Source organism: Streptomyces sp. NPDC096132 (assembly GCF_044763345.1).
Classification (GTDB): domain Bacteria; phylum Actinomycetota; class Actinomycetes; order Streptomycetales; family Streptomycetaceae; genus Streptomyces.
Window position 1 is genome coordinate 208,265 of record NZ_JBIWGA010000008.1, and the last position, 24,752, is coordinate 233,016.

At 73.4% G+C, this 24,752-nt stretch carries 20 protein-coding genes and 2 pseudogenes; 13 read left to right on the top strand and 9 right to left on the bottom strand.

The window, feature by feature from the left end; genetic code table 11:
- Positions 1-4 precede the first annotated feature (4 nt).
- From ACIRF9_RS20905 to ACIRF9_RS20915, 3 genes are all read right to left on the bottom strand, one after another.
- Complete coding sequence (locus ACIRF9_RS20905; RefSeq protein WP_403824081.1) at positions 5-2,941, bottom strand: poly(A) polymerase; 2,937 nt, start codon at positions 2,939-2,941, stop codon at positions 5-7.
- The gene (locus ACIRF9_RS20910; protein WP_403824083.1) at positions 2,941-4,662 is read right to left on the bottom strand and encodes an RNA ligase family protein; all 1,722 of its coding nucleotides are present in this window, start codon (positions 4,660-4,662) and stop codon (positions 2,941-2,943) included. The genes ACIRF9_RS20905 and ACIRF9_RS20910 overlap by 1 nt, the downstream gene beginning before the upstream one ends.
- 64 nt (positions 4,663-4,726) lie before the next feature.
- Positions 4,727-5,668, bottom strand: coding sequence for an alpha/beta fold hydrolase (locus ACIRF9_RS20915; RefSeq protein WP_403824086.1), 942 nt, complete (start codon positions 5,666-5,668; stop codon positions 4,727-4,729).
- A 96-nt stretch (positions 5,669-5,764) separates the two neighbouring features.
- Here ACIRF9_RS20915 and ACIRF9_RS20920 point away from each other — a divergent pair, with 96 nt between their 5' ends.
- The 3 genes from ACIRF9_RS20920 (at position 5,765) to ACIRF9_RS20930 (ending at position 7,829) form a co-directional block, all read left to right on the top strand.
- Positions 5,765-6,379 carry a TetR/AcrR family transcriptional regulator gene (locus tag ACIRF9_RS20920; protein ID WP_403824089.1) on the top strand — a complete coding sequence of 205 codons (615 nt, stop codon included), beginning with the start codon at positions 5,765-5,767 and terminating at the stop codon, positions 6,377-6,379.
- Positions 6,380-6,440: 61 nt separating this feature from the next.
- Positions 6,441-7,070: a TetR/AcrR family transcriptional regulator gene (locus ACIRF9_RS20925; protein WP_403824091.1), complete on the top strand. Its 630-nt coding sequence runs from the start codon at positions 6,441-6,443 to the stop codon at positions 7,068-7,070.
- Between the two features lie 132 nt (positions 7,071-7,202).
- Positions 7,203-7,829, top strand: a complete 627-nt coding sequence (locus ACIRF9_RS20930; protein ID WP_403824094.1) for an NAD(P)-dependent oxidoreductase — start codon at positions 7,203-7,205, stop codon at positions 7,827-7,829.
- 82 nt (positions 7,830-7,911) lie between these two features.
- On the opposite strand, the gene ACIRF9_RS20935 is transcribed toward ACIRF9_RS20930, so the two are convergent.
- Complete coding sequence (locus ACIRF9_RS20935; RefSeq protein ID WP_403824097.1) at positions 7,912-8,229, bottom strand: hypothetical protein; 318 nt, start codon at positions 8,227-8,229, stop codon at positions 7,912-7,914.
- Between the two features lie 217 nt (positions 8,230-8,446).
- Here ACIRF9_RS20935 and ACIRF9_RS20940 point away from each other — a divergent pair, with 217 nt between their 5' ends.
- Positions 8,447-9,148, top strand: coding sequence for a hypothetical protein (locus ACIRF9_RS20940; RefSeq protein WP_403824100.1), 702 nt, complete (start codon positions 8,447-8,449; stop codon positions 9,146-9,148).
- Positions 9,149-9,193: 45 nt separating this feature from the next.
- On the opposite strand, the gene ACIRF9_RS20945 is transcribed toward ACIRF9_RS20940, so the two are convergent.
- Positions 9,194-10,186, bottom strand: coding sequence for an amidohydrolase family protein (locus ACIRF9_RS20945; RefSeq protein WP_403824103.1), 993 nt, complete (start codon positions 10,184-10,186; stop codon positions 9,194-9,196).
- 196 nt (positions 10,187-10,382) lie between these two features.
- On the opposite strand from ACIRF9_RS20945, the gene ACIRF9_RS20950 reads away from it, so the two are divergent.
- Genes ACIRF9_RS20950 through ACIRF9_RS20960 form a run of 3 tightly spaced genes read left to right on the top strand, consistent with a single transcriptional unit; the run spans position 10,383 to position 11,496 of the window.
- On the top strand, positions 10,383-10,796 hold the full coding sequence (locus ACIRF9_RS20950) for a cytidine deaminase family protein (protein WP_403824106.1): 414 nt from the start codon (positions 10,383-10,385) through the stop codon (positions 10,794-10,796).
- Between the two features lie 22 nt (positions 10,797-10,818).
- On the top strand, positions 10,819-11,184 hold the full coding sequence (locus ACIRF9_RS20955) for a hypothetical protein (protein ID WP_403824109.1): 366 nt from the start codon (positions 10,819-10,821) through the stop codon (positions 11,182-11,184).
- A 57-nt stretch (positions 11,185-11,241) separates the two neighbouring features.
- Positions 11,242-11,496 carry a hypothetical protein gene (locus ACIRF9_RS20960; protein WP_403824111.1) on the top strand — a complete coding sequence of 85 codons (255 nt, stop codon included), beginning with the start codon at positions 11,242-11,244 and terminating at the stop codon, positions 11,494-11,496.
- Here ACIRF9_RS20960 and ACIRF9_RS20965 read toward each other — a convergent pair.
- Entirely contained in the window at positions 11,486-12,163 is a 678-nt protein-coding gene (locus ACIRF9_RS20965; RefSeq protein WP_403824114.1) for an SDR family NAD(P)-dependent oxidoreductase, read from the bottom strand. The genes ACIRF9_RS20960 and ACIRF9_RS20965 overlap by 11 nt on opposite strands.
- A gap of 150 nt (positions 12,164-12,313) precedes the next feature.
- On the opposite strand from ACIRF9_RS20965, the gene ACIRF9_RS20970 reads away from it, so the two are divergent.
- A complete protein-coding gene (locus tag ACIRF9_RS20970) occupies positions 12,314-13,012 on the top strand; it encodes a TetR/AcrR family transcriptional regulator (protein WP_403824117.1) in 699 nt (232 codons plus the stop codon).
- A 53-nt stretch (positions 13,013-13,065) separates the two neighbouring features.
- Here the strand turns inward: ACIRF9_RS20970 and ACIRF9_RS20975 are convergent.
- Positions 13,066-13,609: pseudogene (locus ACIRF9_RS20975) on the bottom strand (YceI family protein).
- Between the two features lie 34 nt (positions 13,610-13,643).
- Here ACIRF9_RS20975 and ACIRF9_RS20980 point away from each other — a divergent pair.
- A pseudogene (locus ACIRF9_RS20980) lies at positions 13,644-14,305 on the top strand (helix-turn-helix domain-containing protein).
- Between the two features lie 120 nt (positions 14,306-14,425).
- Positions 14,426-15,763, top strand: a complete 1,338-nt coding sequence (locus ACIRF9_RS20985; RefSeq protein WP_403824120.1) for a cytochrome P450 — start codon at positions 14,426-14,428, stop codon at positions 15,761-15,763.
- Between the two features lie 30 nt (positions 15,764-15,793).
- Here the strand turns inward: ACIRF9_RS20985 and ACIRF9_RS20990 are convergent, their stop codons facing one another.
- Positions 15,794-18,979 (bottom strand): AAA family ATPase, encoded by a 3,186-nt coding sequence (locus tag ACIRF9_RS20990; protein WP_403824123.1) that lies wholly within the window; start codon positions 18,977-18,979, stop codon positions 15,794-15,796.
- A gap of 212 nt (positions 18,980-19,191) precedes the next feature.
- Here ACIRF9_RS20990 and ACIRF9_RS20995 point away from each other — a divergent pair, with 212 nt between their 5' ends.
- Together ACIRF9_RS20995 and ACIRF9_RS21000 are read left to right on the top strand one after the other, a co-directional pair.
- A complete protein-coding gene (locus ACIRF9_RS20995) occupies positions 19,192-22,143 on the top strand; it encodes an AAA family ATPase (protein WP_403824126.1) in 2,952 nt (983 codons plus the stop codon).
- A gap of 131 nt (positions 22,144-22,274) precedes the next feature.
- Positions 22,275-23,615: a class I SAM-dependent methyltransferase gene (locus ACIRF9_RS21000; RefSeq protein ID WP_403824129.1), complete on the top strand. Its 1,341-nt coding sequence runs from the start codon at positions 22,275-22,277 to the stop codon at positions 23,613-23,615.
- 11 nt (positions 23,616-23,626) lie between these two features.
- Here ACIRF9_RS21000 and ACIRF9_RS21005 read toward each other — a convergent pair whose 3' ends face one another.
- Positions 23,627-24,085 carry an SRPBCC family protein gene (locus tag ACIRF9_RS21005; protein ID WP_403824132.1) on the bottom strand — a complete coding sequence of 153 codons (459 nt, stop codon included), beginning with the start codon at positions 24,083-24,085 and terminating at the stop codon, positions 23,627-23,629.
- Positions 24,086-24,140: 55 nt separating this feature from the next.
- Between ACIRF9_RS21005 and ACIRF9_RS21010 the strand changes: the two genes are divergently transcribed.
- On the top strand, positions 24,141-24,740 hold the full coding sequence (locus tag ACIRF9_RS21010) for a TetR/AcrR family transcriptional regulator (protein WP_403824627.1): 600 nt from the start codon (positions 24,141-24,143) through the stop codon (positions 24,738-24,740).
- Positions 24,741-24,752 lie beyond the last annotated feature (12 nt).

Below are 24,752 nucleotides of genomic sequence, written 5' to 3' on the forward strand. Positions count from 1 at the left end.
GGGATCACCGCAGTGTGGGAATCGCCCCGCCCTCGACGTGGGTCACCTCGACCCCCGGCAGGCCCGTGACCCACCGGCCGGCGATCTCGGCGAGCCGCTCGGCGCTCAGGGGAGTGCGCCCGAGGCCGATCGCGTACCGCGCGCCGGCCGCCCCTTCGCGGGACGCCGGTGCGGGCGCGGGGACCAGGGGCCGCGGCCAGGGCTGGGCGTCCTTGACCCCCGCGTCCTCCAGGGCGCCGAGCAGCGCCCGCATCCGCCCGCGTACCCGCCCGTTGAGCTCGTCGAAGTCCTCCGCCCGCCGGGGCAGGACGGTCACCACGGCCCACGCGGCGTGCCGCCGGTGCAGGGGCGGCGGGGACAGCAGTTCGGGCCAGGGATCCGTACCGGAGTCGGCCGCCGCCTCCACGGTCTCCCAGGCCCGGTAGAGCTCTTGGCCGAGCAGGTCGAGGCCGCCCGGGCCGACCTGTTCGGTGCAGGACCGCACGGGCGCGCCGGGCGTCATCACGGTCAGGGCGCCCGCGCGGTCCTCCTGACCGCCGCCGAGACCGGTGAGGGTGACGGGCTCGCGCCAGTCCCACGCGGCCCACGTGCCGAAGAACCGCCGCAGCAGTGCATCGGCGTCCGCCGCTTCGGGCGACTCCCGCACCGTGCGGGCGGCGAGAACCGCCCACGCCACCCCGGGCAGCCCGCCGAAGGGCGCCGCGTCCAGCCCCCGTGCCCTCGCCCAGGCCTTCACGCCCCGGGCCAGTTCCGTGAACCGCGAGAGCCCGCCCGCACCCGCCGCATGCGTGCTCACGGCGGCCAGGACGGCGTCCGCGTCGGACACCGCGCTCAGCGCGACGGCGGCGGCCTCACCCAGTTCGGCCCGCCGGGCCACCGCCTCCTGCGCGGGCAGGGGCCCCGTGGCCACGACCACCAGGTCCACGTCGAGCCCGTCGACGTGGAACCGCAGCCCCGGCACGCGCGCGCCGACGACCTCCCGCATCCGTTCGGCGTCCGGCAGCGCCGCCGTGACCCGCTCCCGTACGGCCGCGAGGTCCACGCTGCCGGACAGCGCCGCCACCACGTCCAGGTCGGCCCCCTCCAACGCGCAGCCCATGCGCCGCGACCCGGCGAGATGGACGACGCCTTCGCCGAGCGCGTCCGCCAGACGCCCTACGATCCGCTCGGCCACGGCGTCGTCGCCGGCGGGTGGGGCGCCCGCGTCGGAGGCGGGCGCGGCCCAGTCCTCCCAACCCCGGTCGGGCCGGCCGACGGCGGGCTCGCCGAGCCAGCGCACCTCGCCGGTGCCGAGGGCGACCGTGGCCCGCGCCCGCATGGGTTCGTCGCCTCGCCGGGACAGCAGGACGAGCGAGCCGACCCGGGCGGTCAGCGGGGAGAGGCGCGCCGCGCAGTCGACGGCGACGGCGTGCGGGTCGCCGGTGCGGCCCAGGCTCAGGTGCGGGGTGAACCCCTCATGGCGGCCATGGCAGCGTGGGAAGCGCCGCACGAGCGCCTGCCACAGCTCCGCCCACGGCGTCTCGTCGTCCGCAGCCGGGTCCAGCCATACGGTGGCGGCGTGCCGGTGGGCGAAGGTGTGCACGCCGTCCAGCCGTGCCGTGAACGGCGCGACCTGCGCGGCCGCCCTGGCCAGCAGCGGTGCCGCCCGCTCGAAGTCCGACTCGGGGACGAACCCGAACAGCACGTTGACGTGCGGCGGCCAGCGCCGGATCTGCACGTCGTGGTCCCGGCGCACGTCCTGGATCGCCGGCCACAGCTCGCGCGGCGGCACCCAGGCCAGTGCCGTACGCGGTGTCGGCGCGACGTCGAGCACGTCGACGGGCGTGCCGGCGCCGCAGTACAGGTCGGCGGCGACCCCGTAGTGGTCGGAGACGTACAGCCCCTCCGGGGTCGGCGAGTCGCCGAGCAGCACCGTGCCGGTCACGCGCGGCCCGTCGGCGGGGCGGACGAAGACGCGGTCGAGGCGGGAGGCGCGGCCGGTGAGGGAGGAGACGGCGGCCAGCGGATTGACGCCGGGGTCGAAGGTGGGGGAGTGGTCGTCCGGCCCGTACGTCTCGGTCCAGGCGTCGAGCATGCCGAGCGTGCGCGCCGGGCCGGGTCCGCCGTCGTTGAAGTCGCCGACCAGGACCAGGCCCCCCTCCACGCCCGCCAGCCCCTCGGCGAGCCGGGTGAGTTCGGCGCCGCGCCGGGCCGCCCCGTTCTCGGAGTGGTCGCTGGTGAGATGGGTGGCGGCCACGGTCAGCGGTCCCGACGCGGTGTCCACGACGACCGCGGTGACGGCCTTGTGCGGCCCGAGGACATGCAGCGCCGCCTCCCGTACGGGGAGCCGGCTGAGCAGGATCAGCCCGCAGTCGTCGACGTCCTTCCCGTACGGGTCGGTGCCGACGGTGTAGTGGGCCCGTACCCATGCCGTGTCCAGCAGCATGGCCAGCAGCTCCGCCTCGGCCTCCTGCAGGGCGATGACGTCCGCGTCGGCGCGCTCCAGCTCCGCCAGCAGCAGCGGCCGGCGCCCGGCGGTGTCGATGCGGTGGCTGTCGTAGCGGTCCCACAGTGTGTTCCAGGTCAGCACCCGCACCCGGTCCGCCCCTGGCCCCGCCTCCCGCGCCACGGGCGCCGCGGGGCTCCACCGTCCGGCGGCCGCGTCCCACAGGTGCGGGGTGCGCGCCGTGAAGAACGGCGCCCGCAGCCGCCGCGCCTCGCGCACCCGTCCGGCGCCGGACGCGTCGATGCGGTCCACACCCGTGGCGCGGTCCCACACCAGCTCGCCGTCCGCCTCCACGAACAGCACCCGGTGCCAGGGGATCTCGCCACCCGGCACGAACGCCGGCAGCGGCACCCGCTTGGGCGCGGCGCCACGCTGATGGATGCCGAGCACGAACCGCGCGGGGTCGAAACGCGCGTCCCAGCGCACCCGGTGGTAGATCTCCTCACTGGTACGCATCAGGCGTCCTCCCCCTCCAGTGTGCCGTCGCGGTCCTCGACGGTCCCGTCCGCGCCCACGTACCAGGTGCGGTGCGCCTGGCCGGGATACGGCGGCACGAACCGGCGCAGCTGCCCGGCCAGCACACCCGCCGGCACCGGATGCGCACGCGTGGCGTTGCGCCGCAGGAGCTCGTCCTCGTCCGCGAGCAGCACGGCGTGCGTGACCAGGGCGTCACGCCGGCGCGCCACGGCGTGCACCAGGGACCTCTGGTGCGGATTGAGCGACGTGGCGTCCCACACCACCGTGCCACCGGCCCCGAGCGCCCGGTCCAGCCGGTCGAGGCCCTCCCGCAGCACCTCCCCGTTGGCCTTCTGGTCCGCCCGCGCACCGCGCGCCTCGCGCAGTCCGTCCAGCGCCACGCACGCCGAAACGCCCTTCAGCCGCGCCGCGAAGGCGCTCTTGCCGCTGCCGGACGGCCCCACCAGGTGGACGAGCCGGGGGAAGTCCCCGCCACGCCACCGCCAGGTCGCCGCGACGGCCTCCTCCACCGTCAGGACCCGCCCCTGGGCGTACGCCTCCCGTGCCTCCGCCCAGCAGCGGTCCGCCGCCTCGCCGCCCACGCCGTCGCGCCGCAGCGCGTCGCGCAGCCCGGCCCGCAGCGGCCCGAGCGGCGCCTCGCCGAACAGCCCGGACTCCTGCGCGTGCAGCGCGGACCACTCCACCTCCTCGCGCGACCCGCCGTCCTCCGCGACCGCCCCCGCGACGGCATGCAGGACCCCCAGATCGGCCGCGAACGACATCCGTACGAGCCCGGCCCGCCGCTCCGCGTCCGGGTACGGTCGCTGGAGTGCGGCGTGCAGACCCACCAGATCGGCGACCCGCCGCGCGAGCGGCACGCCCAGCGGCCCCGCGGCCCGGCTCATCAGCGACGCCCGAGGTGTGCGGTGCAGCAGCGCGGCCAGCACGCCCGCCAGCCGTACGTCCCCGCCGCGCCCCAGCGCGTCCAGCCGCGCGCCCGCCTCGGCGGCCGCGTCCGCGTCCGGGTCGGCCGCCCCCAGATGTCCGGCGAGCGCCTCCCCGTCCGGCGCCGCACCGGACCGTACGGCCCACAGCGCGGCCGCCGGGCCGAGGCCGTTCGCCACGACGGCCGAGTGCATCCAGTGCGTGTCCGTGGTGACATGCCCCGCCCGCACCCACTTGCCGACCCGTCCGGCGAAGTCCCCGAGCGTGAACCCCTCGACGGTCCGGACGACGTACCCCTCCTGCCGCCCGGTCTCCACGCGCAGCCGCCGCAGCGCCCGCTCGTCGAAGACCCCCCGCCACACCACCGGCGGCACCGGCACCCCGAGCCCCCGCAGGAACCGCACGGTCTCGTCCCAGCCCAGGCACCGGTCGTGCTCGTCCCACACGGAGAACCCGTAGAAGTACCCCTCCAGACCGTCGTACGGAATCGAGTGCCGCGCGTACAGGTTCTCCCCGCACACTCGCCACCCCGCCGGGATCCGAGCCCCCACCCGCCCCTGCAGCGCCTTGACCCACGCCCGCGACGGGTGGTGCCCGGAATCCACGGACCGCGCGTGCAGCCCGTCCGCGTACAGCGTCGTGTTCTCCCCGTCGAGCTTCTCGGTGACCACGACCTCCCGCCCGGCGAACCCGCTCACCCCGACGGCCCGCACATCGTCCGCGGAGACACCTGGTGACCAGGGCAAATGAGAGGTTCGGGGGTAGGACGTGCGCATGCGGGCCACTATAGGAGCGCGTAAAACGCGCCCTCCAGCGGATTTCGGCTCCCTGCCGGGTTCGTCATGCCCGCCCGGTGTGGTGCAGGATCTCGTCGGCCAGGCGGTGGTCCAGTGCCGTGGGCAGCGTGTGGCCCATGCCCTCGATCATGACCAGGCGGGCGCCGGGAACGGCGGCGGCCGTGGCCTCGGCGTGCGCCGGCGGGAACATCGGGTCCTCCGTGCCGTGCAGGACCAGCGTGGGCGCGCCGACGGAGGCCAGTTCCGCCGTGGAGCCCGTGCCGGCGGCTCCGGCGAAGGTGTGATGGAGCGCGGCCTGCAGATCGCGCGCCCGCTCGTACACCCGCCGCTCCATCGCGCGGTACTCGTCCTCGTGGAACGGCAGCACGGGCCCGTGCAGCACACGCCACAGCGGCAGCCGGGCGGCGAGGTACTCCTCCAGGCCCGCCTCCGGCTCCGGGAAGGTCGAGACGAGCGCGGCCAGCAACTCGGGCGTGGGCGGGGGCAGTTCGCCCGGAACCGGCGGCGCCCCCGCCAGGGCGCGCTGCACCGCCGCCGCCGTGTCCGTGCCCAGGGGCTGGGACGACAGGCTCGTCAGGGTCAGCACCCGGTGCGCGTGGGTGACGGCCAGCCGCTGGGCGATGAGGCCCCCGAGGGACGCGCCCACCATGTGGGCTCGCTCGGCCCCGAACGCGTCCAGCACGGCGAGCGCGTCGCAGGCCATGTCGGCCACGGTGTACGGCCGGGCGGCGAAGTCGACGGTGGAAGAGCGCCCGACGTCGCGGTGGTCGTAGCGGATGACCCGCAGGCCCCCCTCGACCAGACGACGGACGATGCCGTCGTTCCACTGCACGCCCTGCGCCTGCGCGCCCATGACCAGCAGCACCGTCGGGTGGTCCGGATCGCCGAAGTCCTCCGCCCACAACTCGAGCCCGTCCACGCGGACGATCCGCTCGCGGCCCACCAGGTACTCGTCGTACTCGTTCTTCAGCTCATTTTCCTGCATGGTCGTTCAAGATAATGGTTCCGGTGAGGACGCGCACCGGATTTCCCGCCCCGCTCGGGTTGGACGCCACGGCTCCGCACGGGCACCCTGATCGGCATGGTCGGAGTCAAGGGGCAGGTACAGAAGCGCGGCGTGGAGCGTCGCCGCGCGATGGTCGACGCGGCGATCGAACTGTTCGCGCGGCAAGGCGTACGCGGCACCGGAGTGGCCGCCATCGCCGAACGCGCCGGCGCCACCCCCTCCGCCCTCATCCACCACTTCGGCAGTAAGGACGGACTTGTCCAGGCGGTCCTGGAGGAGGCCGACCGACGCGCCCTGGAGCGGCTCTCCGTCACGCACGACGCCGAACCCACCCTGGAGCAGGCGTTCGGCTGGTTCGTCCGGGAGGCCGAGCACACCGCCGCCGCCGAACGTGAGCTGACGGCCCTGCACACCACCCTCACCGCGGAGAACCTGGAGCCCGGCTCGGTCCTCCACACCTGGTTCCGGGACCGCGGCCGGGCGCTGCGAACCCATCTGACCGCCCTGTTCACGCGTGCCGCGGCCGCCGGCTCGGCCCGCACCGACCTGGACCCGGCCGTCCTGGCCATGGAGACGGCCGCCTTCCTCGAGGGCGCCCACCTGCTGTGGCTGCTGGACCCCGAGCAGGTCGACCTGACCGCCGTACACCGCGGCTACTTCGAGGGGCTGGCCTCCCGGCTCCGGCCGTGAGGGGGCCCGCCACTAGGGTGGGGCCAACCGGACAGTAGTCCGTTACCGGTCACCGGGAGGCATGTCCCCTGGGTCAGGAGGGTTCAGGCGTGAGCCCGGAGGAGGGCGAGTGGCGCCGAAGGATGACGGACCCCAGCGCTCGGACGCGCAACGCAATCGCGAACGCATCCTGGAGGTGGCACTGGCCGAGCTGACGCGCTCCCCGGACGCCCCGCTGAGCGCGATCGCCAAGAAGGCCGGGGTCGGACAGGGCACGCTCTACCGCAACTTCCCCAGTCGCGAGGCGCTCGTCCTGGAGGTCCACCGCCATGAGGTACGGCAGCTCACCGACAGCGCGACGGAGCTCCTGCAGGTGGGAGATCCCGCCCGGGCCCTGCGTGAGTGGATGGACCACCTCGCCCGGTTCGCCATGACCAAGACCGGCCTGGCCGACGCCCTGCGCCAGGCGACCAGCGCGACGGGCAGCCCTTCGCGGCCGGGCTACGAGGTGGTGATCGCGTCCATCGCGCAACTCCTCGACGCCAATCACGCGGCCGGCACCATCCGCCCGGGCGTCACCGCCGACGACTTCGTCCTCGCGATCGGCGGCCTCTGGCAGATCGACCCCCAGAGCGACTGGCAGCCCCGCGCCACCCGCCTGCTGGACCTCATCATGGACGGCTTGCGCGCGGGGGCGCCCGGGCGGCGATAGGGGACGTCCTCGCCGCCCCAGCCCCGGCCGGCTTTGCTAAGCGGACAGCTGTCCGTTACGTTTCCCGTAGCGGACAGCTGTCCGCTTACTCTTGCGCTCGCACTGCTCCCCGCACTCACGGAGGACCCCGTCATGAAGCTGCTCATCCTCGGCGCGACCGGCCCCACCGGCCGCCACCTCGTCGATCTGGCCCTGCGATCCGGTGACTCCGTCACGGCCTTCGTCCGCAACCCCGCGGCCCTCGGTGATCTGGCCGACCGGGTCACGCTTGCCACCGGTGACGCCACGTCACAGCGTGACGTCTCCGCGGCGGTGGCCGGGCGGGACGCGGTCATCTCCGCGCTCGGCGCGGGTACTTCGGTGCGTGCGGGCGATCTCTTCACCCGTTCCGCCGCCGCCGTCATCGGCTCGGCACAGGAGGCGGGTGTGTCCCGGCTGGTGTGGCTGTCGTCGTTCGGCGTCGGGCACACCTACGACTGGTCGAGCGCCCCGCAGAAGCTGATCTACCGCACGCTGCTGCGGTCGATCTACGCGGACAAGGCGCTCGCGGACGAGCACATCCGCTCCAGCGGCCTGGACTGGACCCTGGTCTACCCGACCCGGCTCACCCACGGCCCCGCCAAGGGCACGTTCCGCGCGGACGACCGACTGCCGATGAAGGGCAATCCGACGATCAGCCGCGCGGACGTCGCCGCCTTCATGCACGGGGCGTCCCATGGCACCGACTGGATCCACCGCACCGCCGTACTCACCGACTGACGAGCCGGTGAGGCGGTCGTCGTGCGCGCGCCCGTGTCGACGGCGAGAGGCGCGCGCACCGGGACGATGTCGTGCCGTGCGGTCAGACGCTGTGGTGGAGCCAGCGCTGGAGGGCGGTGTTGACGCTGTCGGACAGGGCGCTGAGTTGGTCGATGGCGTCGCGGTCCTCGGGGCGCGGTGGGATTCCGGCCGTGGTCAGGGCCGCGTGCAGGTCGATGCGTCGCCGGTCGCGGGAGCTGATGGCGAAGCTGAGGCGCTGGGCGGGGTTCGGCGGCGGCAGCAGCTGGTCCATGTCCTCGTGCGGGTCGGCCGGGTCCGGCCAGAAGATCTCGGCCGTGTCGACGGCGTAGAGGTCGATGTAGGCGCGGGGGACGCTGTGTTCGGAGGCGGTGGTCGTCATGTCGGTCTCCTCAGCGGCTTGTTGTGGTTCTGCGGGACAGGAGGTGCGCGGAGCCCCCGACGGTTGCGGTCAGGGCCGCACATCACGCTGACGGCGTCATCGGCGGCTCATCCTCTCGTCCGACCAGCACTCCACGCCGGTACGGAACCACGGCCCTGGGCGGGCTCGTGTTCCGGTGTGGGTGGAGGGGAGACCGGCAGCGTTCGCGGGGGGAGTCATGCAGATCGTCGAGGTGACCGGGTACGCCGTCAGATCCGCTGTGATCACCATGAGGCGGAGGGGGACGCCGCTCGAGTTCGTGATCTTCCCGATGATGCATGTGGCCTCGCCGACGTTCTACTCCCAGGTCCGCAGGAGACTCAGGGAATGCGACCTCATCGTCATGGAGGGAATCCGGGGGAACTCGGTCGGCGTGAGCACCCTCACGCTCGCCTATCGGTTCGCTCCGCGCCGGCGGCGCAACGGCCTGCAGGAGCAGCGCGACGACCTGCTGCTGCCCGAGGGCGTACCGGTGGTCAACCCGGACGTGACCGCGGCGGAGGCGATCGCCGACCTGAAGACGCTGCCGCGGTGGATGTACCTGCTGCTCATGGTCTTCGCGCCCGTGATGGGCCTGGTGTTCGCACTGCGCGGTCCGCGCGCCTTCCTCGATGAGGACCTGGAGGTCGAGGATCTGCCGTCGACGCTGCGGGCGGAGATGATGGCCGACAATCCCGTACAGCACGCGATGACCGACCGGCGCGACCGGCGTCTGCTCGACGCGCTCGGCGAGATCCACGCGGAGCGCGGCCACGAGCCGATCCGGGTGGCCGTCGTCTACGGAGCCGGTCACGTCCCGGCGATCGCGTCAGGACTGTGGGATCGCCACGGGTACCGGCCACGCGACGCGGAATGGCTCACGGTCTTCGTCCCGCAGTAGACCGCCGGGACCGCGACGCGGCTCACTCCGGCCGCTGGGCGCCGCCTACGGTACGGGCGCGTGGGCGAGGCGTGGGATGAGGAGTTCGGCGTTGCCGCGGTTGACGGCGTGCAGTCGGCCGGGTTCCCAGTGCGCGTACTCGTCGAGGGCGGTGTCGAAGCCGATGCCCCAGTCCTCGGGGAGCATGGGGAAGTCGCTGCCGTACAGGATGTGTTCGGGCTCGGCGAAGGCGAGCAGGGAGGGCAGGGTCGAGGGGCCGGCGGAGAGGGCGGTGTCGAAGTAGAAGCGCCGCAGGTCGGCGAGGAGCTCCTCGGGGGTTCCGCTCGGGGCCCCGGGGGCCGCGCCGTCGGGGAGGCGGGCGGCGAGGGCGAAGCGGGTCGCGGCGTACGGCAGGAAGCCGCCGGCGTGGGGAAGGATCATCCGCATCCGGGGGTACCGGCGCGGCACGCCCCGCATGGTCAGGTGCAGGGCGGTGCGGGTCGTGTCGTAGGGGAAGTCCGCCAGCGGAGGGGGTATTTCCGGGAGGGGAGCGCCCGAGGGTGCGGTCGGGTGGACGAGGACGACGGCGGAGCGGGCGTCGAGTTCGGCCCACAGCGGCTCGAACGCCGGGTCGCCCAGATACCGGCCGTGGATGTTGGACAGGACCATCACGCCGTCCGCCTGCAGTTCGTCAAGAGCGTGCGCCGCCTCGGCGAGCGCGCCGTCCACGTCGGGCAGCGGCAGGGCGGCGAAGTGACCGAAGCGGTCCGGCCGGTTCTTGACCAGCTCGGCCGTGAACTCGTTGACACCGCGGGCCACTTCGCGCGCTCCGGCGGGGTCGTCCGGGCCGGCGAGCGGCGCGGCGTACGACAGCACACCGGTGGTGATCGACCGCCGGTCCATCATGGCGAGCGCGCTCGCCTGGTCCCACGCGGGCGCGGGCCACGCGACGGCCGCGGCACGGGCGGTGATGGCACGGGCGCGGTCGGGAGGAATCACATGCTGGTGGACGTCGATGCGTTGAGCGTCCGTACCTGTGGGACCTACGGGATCTGCCATACCCGTCCGAGCCTCCTCGCGTGCCGTACCGCACGACGACGGAACAAATCGATCCTATACGGTCATTTCTGCCCCCTCCAGTGGAGTGTCTCCCGCCCGACGCGGCATCCGATGTGCCAAGCGCGCCGCCGATATTCGCTTGCGCGCCGTCGTCACTCGGGTCAACGTCTGCTGACACCTGACGAAGGCAGAGAAGATGACCGCGCAGACCCACCCCGTCGACCATGAACTCATCCAGGCCGCGGCGCACGTCGCTCGCACGCGCTGCCGGGGTGACAATCACACCATGGCGGCCGCGGGCCGCGCCCGGGACGGCCGGATCGTCACGGCGGTGAACGCCTACCACTTCACGGGAGGCCCCTGCGCCGAGCTGGTCCTCATCGGCACGGCAGCCGCCCAAGGTGCCTACGAGCTGGACACGATCGTCGCCGTGGGCGACCGCGAACGGGGAGTCGTTCCCCCGTGCGGCCGGTGCCGTCAGGTCCTTCTCGACTACTTCCCCACCCTCAAGGTCATCGTCGGCGAAGCCGATCGCATCCGAACCGTCCCCGTCACCGACCTGCTGCCCGAGAGCTACGTCTGGGCCGACCATCAACTCGACGCCGAATAGACCGCCCACTCAGGATGCCCACGTGTACAGCTATCTGACGGTTCGTTCCGACGGTCACTACGCCGGCAGTGTCCCGGCGTCGGCGCTGGCCGCGTACCTGGAGTCCCAGCCCGGCCTGCGTCGGACGGACCTCGCCTGCTTCCGGGCGGAGGACGGCCGGGAATGGCTGCACGCGGCGATCGCGGAGTGCGACCCGGCCGGCAACTACGCGGTTCGCGAGGGCATGTTGCCGGAGCGCGCCAACTCGGTGGAGCTGGTCTCCGCCTCCGACCGACCAGCGCGGGAGGCCGCCCTGACGTTGGCACGGGGAATCGCCGACCGGCTCGGGTGGGAGGTGACCGACGCCGAGACCGGCGAGATCGTCCACAGGCCGCCGGCCGAAGGCTGACGTACGGCGCGGCTGTGACGTCAGCCGCGGAAGAAGCGCTCGGCCTGGTCGCGGTGGGTGGTGGCGGAGGGCGGCGGCGTCCTTGAGGGGCTGGGCGAGGGCGTCGCGGTCGAGTACGTCGGCGGGGAAGGCGGCGGCGGTGATGCCTTCTGCGGTGAGCGTGCCGACGAGGTCGTCGAGCTTGTCGCGGTCGCGCAAGATCAGGACGGCGTCGAGGCCGTGGGAGCCGAAGGCTTCGATCGCGCCGCGGCGCCCGTATACGCCGCGGCGCGATCAGAGGTGGAGGAGAGGGCCCGTGCGATCAGCCCTTGAAGACGAGTTCGGCCTGGTCGCGCCTGGTGGTGTGGAGCTCCCAGTAGACGGGGGAGATGTCCTCGGGCTGGATCACCGGCCGGCCGGGGATGATGGCGGTGCCGATCGACACGTCGATGCCGACGTGGGCGGCCTGGATGCCGGTGCCGTCCAGCTCCTTGTGCAGGTTGACCGCCCAGTTGCGCAGCGCTGCCGCGGCGGCGTTGACGTTGCCGACCACGGGCAGGGGGTCGAGGGAGCCGGCGCCGGTGGTGTAGAGCAGGGTGCCCGTGCCGGCCTCGCGCATCGCGGGCAGCACCGCCTTCGTGGCGGCCATGGCTCCGTACAGCTGGAACTCGATTTCGTGCTGCACATCGGACGGGTCGCTCTCGGCGGGAGTGGTCAGAACGACCGAGCCGAACGTTCCCAGCGGGGAGTACTCCAGGACGTCGATCCCGCCGAACTGCGTGGCGGCGTCCTTGAGGGCCTGGGTGAGGGCGTCGCGGTCGAGGACGTCGGCGGGGAAGGCGGCGGCGGTGATGCCTTCGGCGGTGAGGGTGCCGACGAGGTCGCCGAGCTTGCTGCGGTTGCGGGAGATCAGGGCGACGTCCAGGCCCTGGGAGCCGAAGGTGCGGGCGATGGCCAGGCCCAGCTGGGGGCCGGCTCCGACGATGGCGATGCTGGTCACAGCGATCCTTTCGAGAAACGTGAGGTGCAGGAGGCGGGGATTATCCGGATAGCCCTATCCGATTCGAGATCCGGATAGGGCTATCCGGTTCGACGTGGCCACGCTACCACCAAAAATGGATAGGGCAATCCGGTTGGTAGGGTGGGCGGTATGACGCCTGGCGCCCAGTACTCCGACGACACCGCCGCTCAGCCGCTGCGCAGCGACGCCGAGCGCAATCGGGAGCGCATCGTCGCCGCCGCCCGCAGGGTGTTCGCACGCGACGGGCTGAACGCCTCCATGGCCTCCGTGGCCCGCGAGGCGGGCGTGGGCATCGCCACCATCTTCCGCCGCTTCCCCACCAAGGAAGAGCTGGTCGCCGCCGTCTTCGCCGACCGCATGGACGCCTACGCCGAGGCGGTCGCCGTCGCCCTGGACGACCCCGACCCCTGGCACGGGTTCGTCGGCTACATCGAGACCGCCTGCGCGATGCAGGCCACCGACTACGGCTTCGCTGACGTGCTGACCACGACCTTCCCCACCGCCAAGGCGCTCGAGGCGCGCCGCAACGAGGCGTACGAGGGCATGGTGCGGCTCATCGACCGCGCCAAGGCCACCGGCCGGCTGCGCGAGGACTTCGATCCCTCGGACCTGGTGCTGATGCACATGGCCAACGCCGGCGTCGTCAACGCCACCGGCGACGCCGCCCCCGACGCCTGGCGCCGTGTCGTCGCCCTGTTCATCCAGTCCTTCGAGGCCCCCGCCCGCGGCCCGCTGCCCGCCTCACCCGAGCACGAGGCCCTCTACAAGGCGATGCTCCGGCCTGGCCCGGGGGGTCTCACCGCACCCGCGCCCGACAGGACCAGTTGACTGTTGGATTTGGCACGGTGTGGCACCCCGAGGGGTGCCACACCGTGCCGGCGTCAGCCGGCCTGGCCCTGCGGTCCGACGAACTGCATGTCGAGGTGGATCTTGACGGCATCGCCGAGGAGCCCGGACCCGAAGTCCAGCCCGAAGTCGCTGCGCCGGATCTCACCCGTCGCCTCGAACCCGGCGTGCTTCCTCCGGTCCAGAGGGTGTTCCACCACCCCGCCGAACTCGACGGCCAGCGTGACCGGGCGGGTCACGTCCCCGATGGTCAGGTCACCCGCCATCGTCCAGTCCTCGCCCTCCCCGGACACATGCGTCGACCGGAACGTCATCGTCGGCCGCTTCTCCACGTCGAGCAACTCGGCCGAGAGGGTGTGCGCGTCGCGGTCGGAGTTCCCGGTGTCGATGGAGGCAAGAGCGACCTCGGCGGTCACCCGCACGTCGTCGAGGGTCTCACCGACGTACAGCCCGGCCTTGAAGTCGGTGAACCGGCCGCGCACCTTGGCGATCCCGAGGTGGCGGACCGTGAAGTCGACCGCCGAGTGAAAGGGGTCGAGTTCCCAGTGGCCGGGCGGAGAGTGGTAGTGGCAGGGCCATCCTCCGCGGCGGCACGCGTTGTACGGTTCGACAGGTGAACGACAACGAGTTGGGCACCTTCCTGCGCACCCGACGTGAGGCCGTCACCCCCGCCGAGGTGGGCCTGCCCACGGGCTCTCGCCGCCGCACGCCGGGGCTGCGCCGGGCCGAGCTGGCCACCCTCGCCGACATCAGCGTCGAGTACCTCACCCGACTCGAACAGGGCCGCGACCGCAACCCCTCACCCCAGGTCCTCGCCGCCCTCGGCGACGCCCTTCAGGGCTACGAGCGGTACGCCGGCCCGCTCGGCCTGCTCGACGGCGACCCACCCAACATGGTGCGGTACCTGTTCACCGATGCCCGGGCCCGCGCGGCGTACCCCGGATGGGACAGGCTGGCCGACGAGCAGGTCGCCCATCTGCTCCATGAGACCTCGCTGCACGACCCTCATGTGACCGCCCTGGCCGAGGAGTTGAAAGCGGCCGGGCCGTCGTTCGGCGACCGGCTCTCCGCCGCTCCGGCCCCGCCCACCCGGTTCGGGACCGAACTCGTGGACCACCCCGAGGCGGGCCGCCTGCGCCTGTCGTACGAGACGCTCGCGCTCCCGGACGAGGGCCAGCGCCTGGTCGTGCACATCCCGGCCGACGAGGCCACGGCACCGCGCTCGACCGACTCAACGGCCGCAGGCCAGGAGCCCTGCGGGCGGTGAGCGGCTGATCGGCGAGGCCTGTGCCGGGCGGCACGGGGCGCGCTGTGACCGGCTGTACCCGCTCCCGTACAATCCGTGCTGCCGGTGCTCCGTACGGCCGAGCCCAGTGGTTGACCAGGAGAGGAAACATGGACACCCAAGCCGGTCTCGGCTCCCATCCGGATGTTCCCGTGGCGCGGCGGCCGGTCCCCGAAGCCGAACCCGGACTCGTTCAGCGGTGGCGTGCGGAGGGAGGCGAACTGGTCGACCTGCTGACCCAGGTGCGCGAGCGGGTCGGCGGCGTCGCCGCGTTCCGGCTCGGGCCGACGCCCACCGTTCTCGTCACCGACCCCCAGGCGGTGCAGCACGTCCTCGCCCGGCACCCGGACCAGTACGTCAAGCGCTCCCACCGTGCCCGGCTGCTGATCGGCGACGGCGTCCTCGCCGCCACCGGTGAGGCGTGGAAGCGTCAACGCCGCTTGCTGCAGTCCCAGTTCACCGGTACCGGGATGCGCCGCTACGACCAGCGGATCACCGAGGCCGCCCGTCTCACCGCCGAACGCTGGGCCGGGTACGCGCGCACCGGGCGGACCATCGACGTCGGGCAGGAGATGTACCGCTTCGCCCTGGACGCCATCTGGCGCTCCCTGACCGGGCACCCCCTCGACGACGACACCGAGCGCGAACTGGCCGCCGTACAGGCCGTGGCGGCCGTCCTTCCGACGCTGCCCGCCGGCGCCGACGCCGCCGACGCCCGCGATGCCGTCGGCGACGACCTCGCCCGGATCGACGCGGTCGCCCGGCGAGCCGTCGAGGCCGCCCGCAGCGGGCCGCCCGGCCCCGACGGCCCGGGCCTGCTGCACGTCCTGACCGACGCCGCCACCGAACGCCCCGAGTACACCGACCGGCTGATCCGCGACGAACTGGTCACCCTGCTCGCTGCCGGGCATGAGACCACCGCCACCACCCTGACCTGGCTCCACCTGCTCCTCGACCGTCACCCCGCCGCCCGCGAAGAAGCACTCGCCGCCGGTGAGGAAGGCTCGGCGCAGCGCCGCCAGGCCATCCAGGCCCTGATCCACGAGACGCTCCGGCTCTACCCGTCCGCGTGGATCCTGACCCGCCACGCCGCCGAGGACGACACCCTCGCCGGCTACGCCGTGGAGGCGGGCACCGACCTCCTGATCTGCCCGTACCTCACGCACCGCGACCCCGAACTCTGGCCGGACCCGGAGCACTTCGACCCCCGACGCTTCACCACCCCGAACGGCCGCCCCACCCACCCGGGCGCCTACTACCCGTTCGGCATCGGCCCCCGCGCCTGCCTCGGCCTGCAGTTCGCCCTCCGCGAGTCGACCGTCCTGCTCGAACACCTGCTGCCCGCCCACACCCTCACCCTCGCCTCCACCCCCACGAAGACGCAGTACGGCATCTCCGTCCGCCCCGACGGCCCCATCCCGGCAACCCTGGCACCGCCACGCACCTGACGCGGCTCACGCCGGCGACGCACAGGGCGCTCAGGGCCTGTCCGGCGGATCATGCCGCAGCCGCGACAGGTTCCCGTCCAGCCAGGCAGCGGCCAGCTCGGCCCGGGAGCGGCACCCGGTGCGGCGGAACAGCCGCGTCAGCCGCTGTTCCACCGTCTTCTCGCTGCAGGCGAGGCTCACCGCGATCTGCCGGTTGGTGGCACCCGCACTCACCATGCGCACCAGCTCGACGTCGAGTTCGGTCAACGTCTCCCTGGCCGCGCGGAGCCTTGGCAGCGACACGTTCCGCCGCTGCGCGGCACGCATGAGCCCCGTGCGGACGGGCCGCCCCATGCCGAGCCGGTGCGCGTCCCGTGCCGCCTCCGCCAGCCACGGCCGGGGATCGTCGGCGACCTCCGTCAGGCACTGGCAGCAGACCACCCGGAGATGGACGTCTTCGCGACGGTTCAGCATCCGGTAGGCGGTCAGCGCGCTCTCCGCGTCGTGGTGCGCCATGCCCCGCCCGATCAGTACCGCCTCGTGGGTCATGGGCGCCGCCACCTCCTCGTGCAGTGCCTCCAACTCCTCCAGGGCCCGACGGACCGTCTGCGGTCTGTCCTCCAGCGCGGCGAGCGAGAGGATGCGCAGCAGCACCCGCTCCACCCCGGCGAGCAGGCCGCTCTTGCGTGCCTGCCGCACGTCGTGCCACGCCCCCTCCAACGCCTCCTCCACCCGGCCCGACCAGTACCGGACGCCCAGCGCCGCCCGGGTCACCAGCGGATGGGTGAAGGAGTCGGGTATGCGCTCGAGCCACGCACGGGCGCGCACGACGTCCCCGCGCATGCAGTGGATCTCGGCGGCCAGCGCCCGCGCCAACTGGGCGGCGCCCGCCGTGGCATCGGACCGGCTCCGCACCTCGATCCGCCGCGCAGTCGCCAGTGCGGCGTCCCAGTCACCGGTCAGGTAGTCGCGCACCATGCCCCTGTACCGGGTGGCGGTACTGTCTCCCACCGCGATGTAACGCTCACCGAGGACGGCGGCGAAAGCAGCGGCCAGGTCTCCGTGGGCGGCGGCGCCGCGCAGCCGTTCGAGGGCCCGCTCGTCGAGCGCGTCGCCCGGCAGGGCCTGCCGCGCCCGCCACAGCTCGGCATCGCCGCCCACCGCGGCGGCCATCAGACGCACTTCGGCGGGAGAGGGCAACGGACCCGCTGAGCAGCGTTCCGGATCGGAGCTTGGGGCGGTGTCCGCCGGGGTGCCTGGGGCAGCGCCCGGGGCGATGTTCGGTTGTGTGTCCGAGGTGGTGCCGGGATCGGTGACCGATGCGGCGTCCCGTGTGGTGTCCGGGGCGGTGTCCCGTGTGGTGCCCGGATCGGTGGCCGGGGCGGAACCCAGTTCGGTGTCCGGGGCGGTGTCCGAGGCGGTGTCCCGTATGGTGCCCGAGGTCGTGCCCGGATCGGTGACCGATGCGGTGTCCCGTGTGGTGCCCGGGGCCGTGCCCGGATCGGCGCCCGAAGTGGTGTGGGGATCGGTGGTCGAGGCGGTGTCGGGATCGGTGCTCGAACCGGTGGCCGATGCGGTGCCTGGTGCCGTGCTCGGCCCGGTACGCGCACCCGCCCCCGGCCGGGGCAGCACCGGCCCGATGCCGTAGAGCCCGCCGAGTTCCGCCAGCCCCGCCGCCGCGGGCAGCCGTTCCAGTGCCTTGCCGTACCGGGGATCGGCGTCCTCGGCGTACGGGGACCGGTGTTCGTGGAGTGCCGCGAGAACCCACGCGCCGGCCATGGTCTCCAGGCCGTCGGGGTTCTCGACGTGCGGTGCGGCCAGGCAGCCGAGCAGCGGCTCGCCGATCGCCAGGAGTCCGGAGTGGTCGCCGTGCCGCAGGCTCAGGCTGCTCGCCTCGTGGAGCACGCCGGGCGTCCGCCGGTCCCGCGGCGCCAGCCGTCGTAGCGCCGCGGCGTACGCGCGGACCGACAGGGGCCAGTCCGCCCGGGCCTCCTCGCGGGCCGCGGCCAACAGCAGCGGTACGGCGAGCCCGTCGTCGAGGCGCCGGCCGGCGGCTGCGACGTGATCGGCCAGCCGGGGGTAACCGCTGCCCGTGGCCTCGGCTCCCAGCCGTCGCGTCACCGGGGCGACGAGCCGCGCGTACACCCCCGGCACATCGCGCCAGGTGGGCAGGGTCCGCAGGGCGGCGGCGAGCGCCGGCACGGCGAACGACAGCCGGCCGTCCAGGTCCACGGTCAGCACCCGGTCCCCGACCAGCCGGTCCAGCTTGCCCTCGACGGCCCGCGCGTCGGCCGACGGCGTCAGTCTGAGCACGTCCTCGAACCGCACTTCGACGTGGTCCAGCACACGGGCGGTGACGATCGCCGCCTCGACGGTCTCGGGCGACGGAGTCGTGTCGGGCCAGCCGAACCGGATCAGCTCGGCCGGCTCCGTGGTCAACCGCAGCCCTCGCTCCGGAACCGTCAGGGACAGCCGGCCGTCGAGCTCCAGCAAGCCGCTCTCGTCCAGTGAACCCAGCACCGACAGCACCGCCCGCGGATTGCCCTGGAGCGTGCCCAGCGCACGTGACACGGCGTCCGCCACCGCGGGTTCGGCCGGACGGCCGAACCGCTCGGCGACCCGTGCGGCGACGAGCGCGGCGACGTCGGCCGGCTGCAACGGCGGCAGTTCGAGCACCCGGTCGGCCGCGGCCGTCAGAGGGGAGCCGCCCGCGTGTGCCGTGAGCCCGGGCCGGCCGGCCATCACCACCGGTACGCCCCGCGGGCGGAAGATCCGCAGCAGCAGCCCCAGGGACTCGGCGATGGACTGCGGCATGCGCTCGACGCCGTCCACGACCAACGCGTACGGCGCCTGGCGCGACGCCTCCGTCAGTGCCTCGCTCAGGGCGGACAGGGTGGCCACCCCGCCGTGGTGCTCGGCGGTGCGCAACTGCGCCCGACGGGACGCGGGGAGACGCAGTGGGCAGTCCTCGAGGTCCCTGACGACCGGGCCGCGGACCGGGTCCACGACGAGCGTCACGTCGGCCGTGCCCTCGGCGCCTTCCCAACCGAGCCGCAGAACCCTGGCGCCCTCCTGGCCCGCCACGTACCGGGCCTCCTCCAGCACGGCGCTCTTGCCCGCCCCGGCCTCGCCGGTGACCAGCAGGACACGCGCCGACGCACCGCCGGCGCACAGGGCCTCCACGACCTCGCGGACCTCACCGTCCCTGCCGATGACGGGTCCACGGTGCTGCTGCACGACGACTCCTCGCTCGTCCTCGTCCACTTCGGGGGTGAACGGCCGTCCCGCACAAGACCTGCACCAGGGAGCGCGTGTCACCGCGCCCGGCAGATCACCACGGCGGTGACGGTCATAATGTCAGCACACGAATCAGGCCAGGGCGGGGGTCAGCCGGAGACGGCCGTGCACACCGGCCGCCGGGCGCAGGTCACCCGAAGAAGGACCCACTGATGGTGGCTACGCGCCCCGGCAACGACGAACCGGCGTACAGCGGTTCGGCCGCCCGCCCGGACCGGGCGAACGACCGCCTGATCGGCCGCGCGCGTGAGTCGGACGAGATCTTTGGTCTTCTGACCGACCCGCACGGCCCGCGCCTGGTGCTGGTGCGCGGCGAACGGGGAGGGGGACGCAGCGCGTTCCTCCGGACCGTCGGCGATCGGTTGCGTACGCAGGGGACTTCCGTGTTTCCGGTGGGGTGTGTTCCGGGCGACGGGGAACGGCCGCTGCTGCTGGCGCTGCGGCTGGTCATGGCGCTGGAGGAGCACCGGTCCGGCGTGGGGCAGCAGCCGGTGGCCGTCACGCGGGCGCTGTCCGCCGTCGACAGGGGCGACCGGACGGCGATGGGCGACCTGCTCCGCGCCGCGCTCGCGCAGTCCGCGAGGACAGCCCCGGAGCCGCGGGGCCGGCCCGCGGTCGTCCTGGTCGACGACGCCCAGCACGCCGATGCCGCGTCCCTGGCCGTGCTCGGCCGGCTCGACTTCCCGGGGCTCGCGGCCGATGTCGGGCTGGTGGTCTCGGCGGTGCGGCACGGCGAGCACGATGCCGACGAGGACCGGGCGTCCGGCCGCGACCGCCCGGGCGGGGCCGTGGCACGGCTGGCGGACGCCCAAGGGGCCCGTACGGTCGTACTGTCCCGCCTCGGACCCGAGGACACCACCGCGCTCGTGGCATCGCGCCTGCAGGCCACGCCCGACGCCGCGCTGGCCGGGAAGGTACGCGAGTTCACCCGCGGGATACCCGGGGCGGTCGACGCCCTGCTCACGGGCTGGACGCGGCAGGGCGACATCCGGGTCGCCGACGGCCACGCCTTCCTCCCCACACGGACGCCGATTCCAGTGCTGCGCACCGACGACCGGTTCGTCACGGCGCTGGACGCGCTGGGGGAGCCGTGTCGCACGGTCGCCGCGGCGCTGAGCATCCTGTGGCCGCTCGGCCGGCCGGTCCCGGAGATGATCGCGGCGTCGACCGGGCTGTCCGAGGCCGCCGTCGCCGACGGCCTCCGTGGTCTGGTCGAGGAGGGGATCGTCGACGAACTGCCCGGCTCGGACGGCACCGACGTACGCGGCTGGACGTTCCGCCTGCCACTGACGGCACACACCGTCCTGGAACGGCTGAGGCCGATGGAGCGCAGCCGGCTGTCCGCCGTCGCGGTGGAGGCGCTCTGGGCGCACGCGGACAGGGGCGACGCGGAGGCGGTGGACGCCGGGCGGGCGCCGCGCCCGGCGGCGGCTCTCCTCGAAGAGGCGGACGCGTGGACCTACCTGCCCGACCGCATCGCGGACGCGGGCATCCTGGTCGACCGCACACGCGCCGTAGCCGAGTTGACGGCCGCCGCAGAGCAGGCCCGGCCCGAACTCGACAGCCTGGGGATGCTCCGGTGGCTGCGGGCCGCCGCCCGCCTCATCGAGCGGCCCGCCGCCCGCGATCTGGCCCTGCAGCGGTACGCCGGCGCCGCCTACATGGCGGGCGACTACCGGACCGGGCGGACCATCGCCGAAGCGTTGCTGCGCAACCCGGGCGAGGCCATGACCCCGCTGGCACTGCAGCAGACCGCCAGCCTGCTGGTGGCGGCGACGGCCAACGAGATGAACTGGCCGACGCTGTCCCGGCAGGCGACCGCGCCCTGGTGGGACGAACTGCCGCTGCCCGCCCTGGCCAAGGTGACCGGGCAGGGCCTGGCCCTGTGCCGGCTGGGGAGATGGCGGGAGGCACTCGACGTGCTCTCCCGGGACGAAGCCGTGTGGAACACCAGCCCGCACGTCCGTGCGAAGCCCGAGGTCTTCAGCGCCGCGGCGGAACTGGCACTGGGCCGCCCGGAGCGGTTCCGCCGAGCCCTGGCGATGCAGAAGGCCCCGGAGCTGCTCCCCGACGCCGACTACGCGCTGGCCATGGCGATGTTCGACGAGTTGGCCGGCGCCGGGGACCTGCCCGCGGCCAACGCCCTGCTGGACTCCCGCGGGTTGACCGTCGAGGTTCTGCCCCCGCTCAGCCGGTTCCTCTGGCACCACCTCGCGGGCCGGTGGGACGAGGCGATGGAGTCGGCTCGCCGGCTGCTGGCGAACCGCGAGGTCCAGACTCCCGCGTCGGACACCCGTCTGCTGCCCGCGCGGACCGCGGCCATCCTCCTCGCCCGTGGCCGTACGACCAGTGCACTCCAGGTGCTGGACAGCACACGCGGCCCCGAGGAGGGACCGCCGCAGTACTCCATGAACGTGTCCGAGGCGGACGTGCTCAGAACCCTCGGCGATCTGGACGGCGCCGAGACGACACTGCGCCGCGGACTCGACAGCGTCCGGGCGAGTGGGCAGATCCACAACACCGAGGAGCTGTGGGCGCTGCTCGCCGAGGTGACGGCCGAGACGGGGCGCACCGCCGAGGCGGTGACCTGTCTGGAACACCTGGGACGGATCGCCGACCGTACCGGCAGCGGACGCGCACGGCTGCGGCATCTGCTGGCCTCGGCCCGGGTCCTGCGGCACAGAGCCCCCGACGCCGTCCTCGGGAACCTGCGCGAGGCGGTCGACCTGGCCCGCTCCCGCGGGCTGCCGTTCGAGACGGCGAGCACTCTTCTGGCGGCCGCCGAAGCGGGTGCGGCCCCGGCCGAGCTGCTGCATGAGGCGTACGAGCTGTTCGGCACGACCGGCGCCACCCTGTGGCGCTTCCACACCCGCACCGCCCTGCGCGAAGCCGGCCTCACCGGCCCCGGCCGCAAGCAGGCCACCGCCGAGAACGAGCGGTTGCTGGCCACCCTGATCGCCGAAGGGCTCACCAACCGTCAGATCGCCGCCGTACTGAGGCTCAGCGAGGACGCGGTGGCCCAGCGCCTGTCCCGGCTGTTCGCCCGCACCGGACTGCGGTCCCGCACCGAGGTCGTCACCGCCGTACGCACAGGTTCCCGCTGACCCGGCGGATCGCGTCAGGTTTCCCTGTCCTTAGCAGGTGAGGCGCCTACGACGCCGAAGCCGCTGATCACGCGTGGCACGATCCTGCTCCGGAGAGAGGGCGGGTCGCGCTCCTGGCCGAAAGGAAATCCATGCCCGAGGCAGCAGTCGTCCTGGCCCGGTGTGCCCACCAGTTGCTGGGCGCGCCCCTTCCCGTCCGGATTCGCGCATGGGACGGCAGTGTCGCCGGACCCACCGACGGCCCGGAACTCGTCCTGCGCGACCGCACGGCCCTGCGCCATCTGCTGTGGCAGCCCGACGACCTCGGCCTGGCCCGGGGCTGGGTCAGCGGAGACCTGGCGGTCGAGGGCGACCTGTACGACGTACTGGACCGCCTCTCCCAGGTGCTCTGGGACCGGGACGTACGGCCCGGCCCCGACGGGAGCGAGGAGGCCGGGCCCCGGCGAAGAGCCGGCACCGCCGGACAGGTGGTGGCGGCGGTGGCCGCGCTGCGCGAGGTGTTGCCCCTGGTCGGCAACCCGCTGCCGCCGCCGCGCCCCGCCGAGGAGGTCGTCCCCCGCCGGGGTCCGGCGCACACCCTGCGCCGGGACCGGGCCGCGATCAGCCACCACTACGACGTCGGCAATGACTTCTACGCCCTGATGCTGGGCCCGTCCCTGGTCTACTCGTGCGCCTACTGGGAATCCGGGCCCGACGCGCCGGACGCGACCCTGGAGGGGGCGCAGGCCGCCAAACTCGACCTGGTGTGCCGCAAACTCGACCTCGCCAAGGGCGGCCGGCTCCTGGACGTCGGCTGCGGCTGGGGCTCGCTGGCGCTGCACGCGGCCCAGCACTACGGGGTGGACGTGGTGGGCGTGACGGTCTCCACCGAACAGGCGTACGCGGCCCGCGAACGGATCGCCGGGGCGGGGCTGTCGCACCGCATCGAGATCCGGGTGCAGGACTACCGGGAGGTCGACGACGGCCCCTACGACGCGATCTCCTCGATCGGGATGGCCGAGCACGTGGGCACGGCCGGCTACCGCGCGTACGCCCGCCGACTGCACGGCCTGCTGCGGCCCGGCGGGCGCCTGCTCAACCACCAGATCGCCCGCCGCCCCGTCCCCGGCGAGAAGGCCTACAAGCTCAACGGCTTCATCGACCGGTACGTCTTCCCCGACGGGGAACTGACCCCGGTCGGCATGACCGTCGGGCTCCTGGAAGAGGCCGGCCTTGAGGTCCGCGACGTCCAGGCGCTGCGCGAGCACTACGCGCTGACCCTGCGTGCCTGGGTGACCCGGCTGGAGGAGAACTGGGACGACGCGGTGCGCCTCGTCGGACCCGCACGGGCCCGGATCTGGCGGCTGTACATGGCCGCCTCCGCCGTGGGCTTCGAACGCAACACGATGGGCGTGAACCAGGTACTGGCCGTACGCGCGGCCGACGACGGAGCCTCCGGAATGCGCTGGGCACGCGACGGCGACCTGTGGTGAGACACCACGCATCAGGAAGCGGCTTCGTGGCGAGCCAACTCGGCGGCCAGGCGCCCCATGACCGTGCGGTTGGCGCGCCGCATCGTGGCCCGCACGACGGGCGCGAGCAGGCGGTCGGCGAGAGGAGCACGCACCCAGGCGTACGTGAACGCGACACGGCTGCCACCGGCGGGCAGTGGCTCGATGGTGTGCGTGCCGTGGGCCAGCCGCCGGCCGGCCGCGCTGACGTTGCGTTCGACGATGCGCCGTGGCGCGTCGGCCTCGACGACCTCGATGGTGACGTCCGTCTTCGTGCCGGCCAGAGCCGCGGTGACCGTGGCGGACGATCCCGTGCCGCGGCCGGGGCCGTCGTAGCGCCAGTTGCTCAGGTAGTGGTCGGTGAAGCGCTCGTGGTGAGCCATGACGTCGAGGAAGTCGTAGACCTGCTCGGGCGTGTGCGGGACATCGATCGACACGGTGACAGGCTTCATGTACCACACGGTACATAGATCGTGTACCAATTGGTACACTCGCGGCGTGGTGTACATGGACGATGCGCGGCCCGAGGGAGCGACCGCGCCCGCGACGGACCGGGACCGGCGCGCTCGACTGGTGGACGCGGCCGTCGACCACGTCGCCGAACACGGCATCGCGGACCTGAGCCTGCGCCGCCTCGGCGCCGCGATCGGTGTCAGTCATCGCATGCTGATCCACTACTTCGGCTCCAAGGAACAGCTGCTCGTCGAGATCGTCCGTACGGCGGAGCGGCGCGAGCGCGAACTGCTCTCCGGTCTCCGCCTGGAGCCCGGTCTCTCACCCGTGGACGTCGCGCGCCTGTTGTGGCAGCAGTTGACGGACCCTCGGCTGGCCGGTCAGGAGCGGCTCTTCTTCGAGATCTACGGGCACGCGCTGCGGGGCCGCCCCGAAGCCGTCCCCATCCTGGAAGGGCTCGTCACGGACTGGCTGGAACCGCTCGCGGCCGCCGAGGTCGCCACGGGCACGGACCCCGCCGTGGCGCGGACCCGCGCCAGACTGGGACTCGCCACCGTCCGCGGCCTGCTTCTCGACCTCCTCGCCACCGGCGACCGGGCCGGCGTCGACGCGGCGATGGAGGAGTTCTTCCGGCTGTACTACGGCTCACAGTGACAAAGCCGCCGA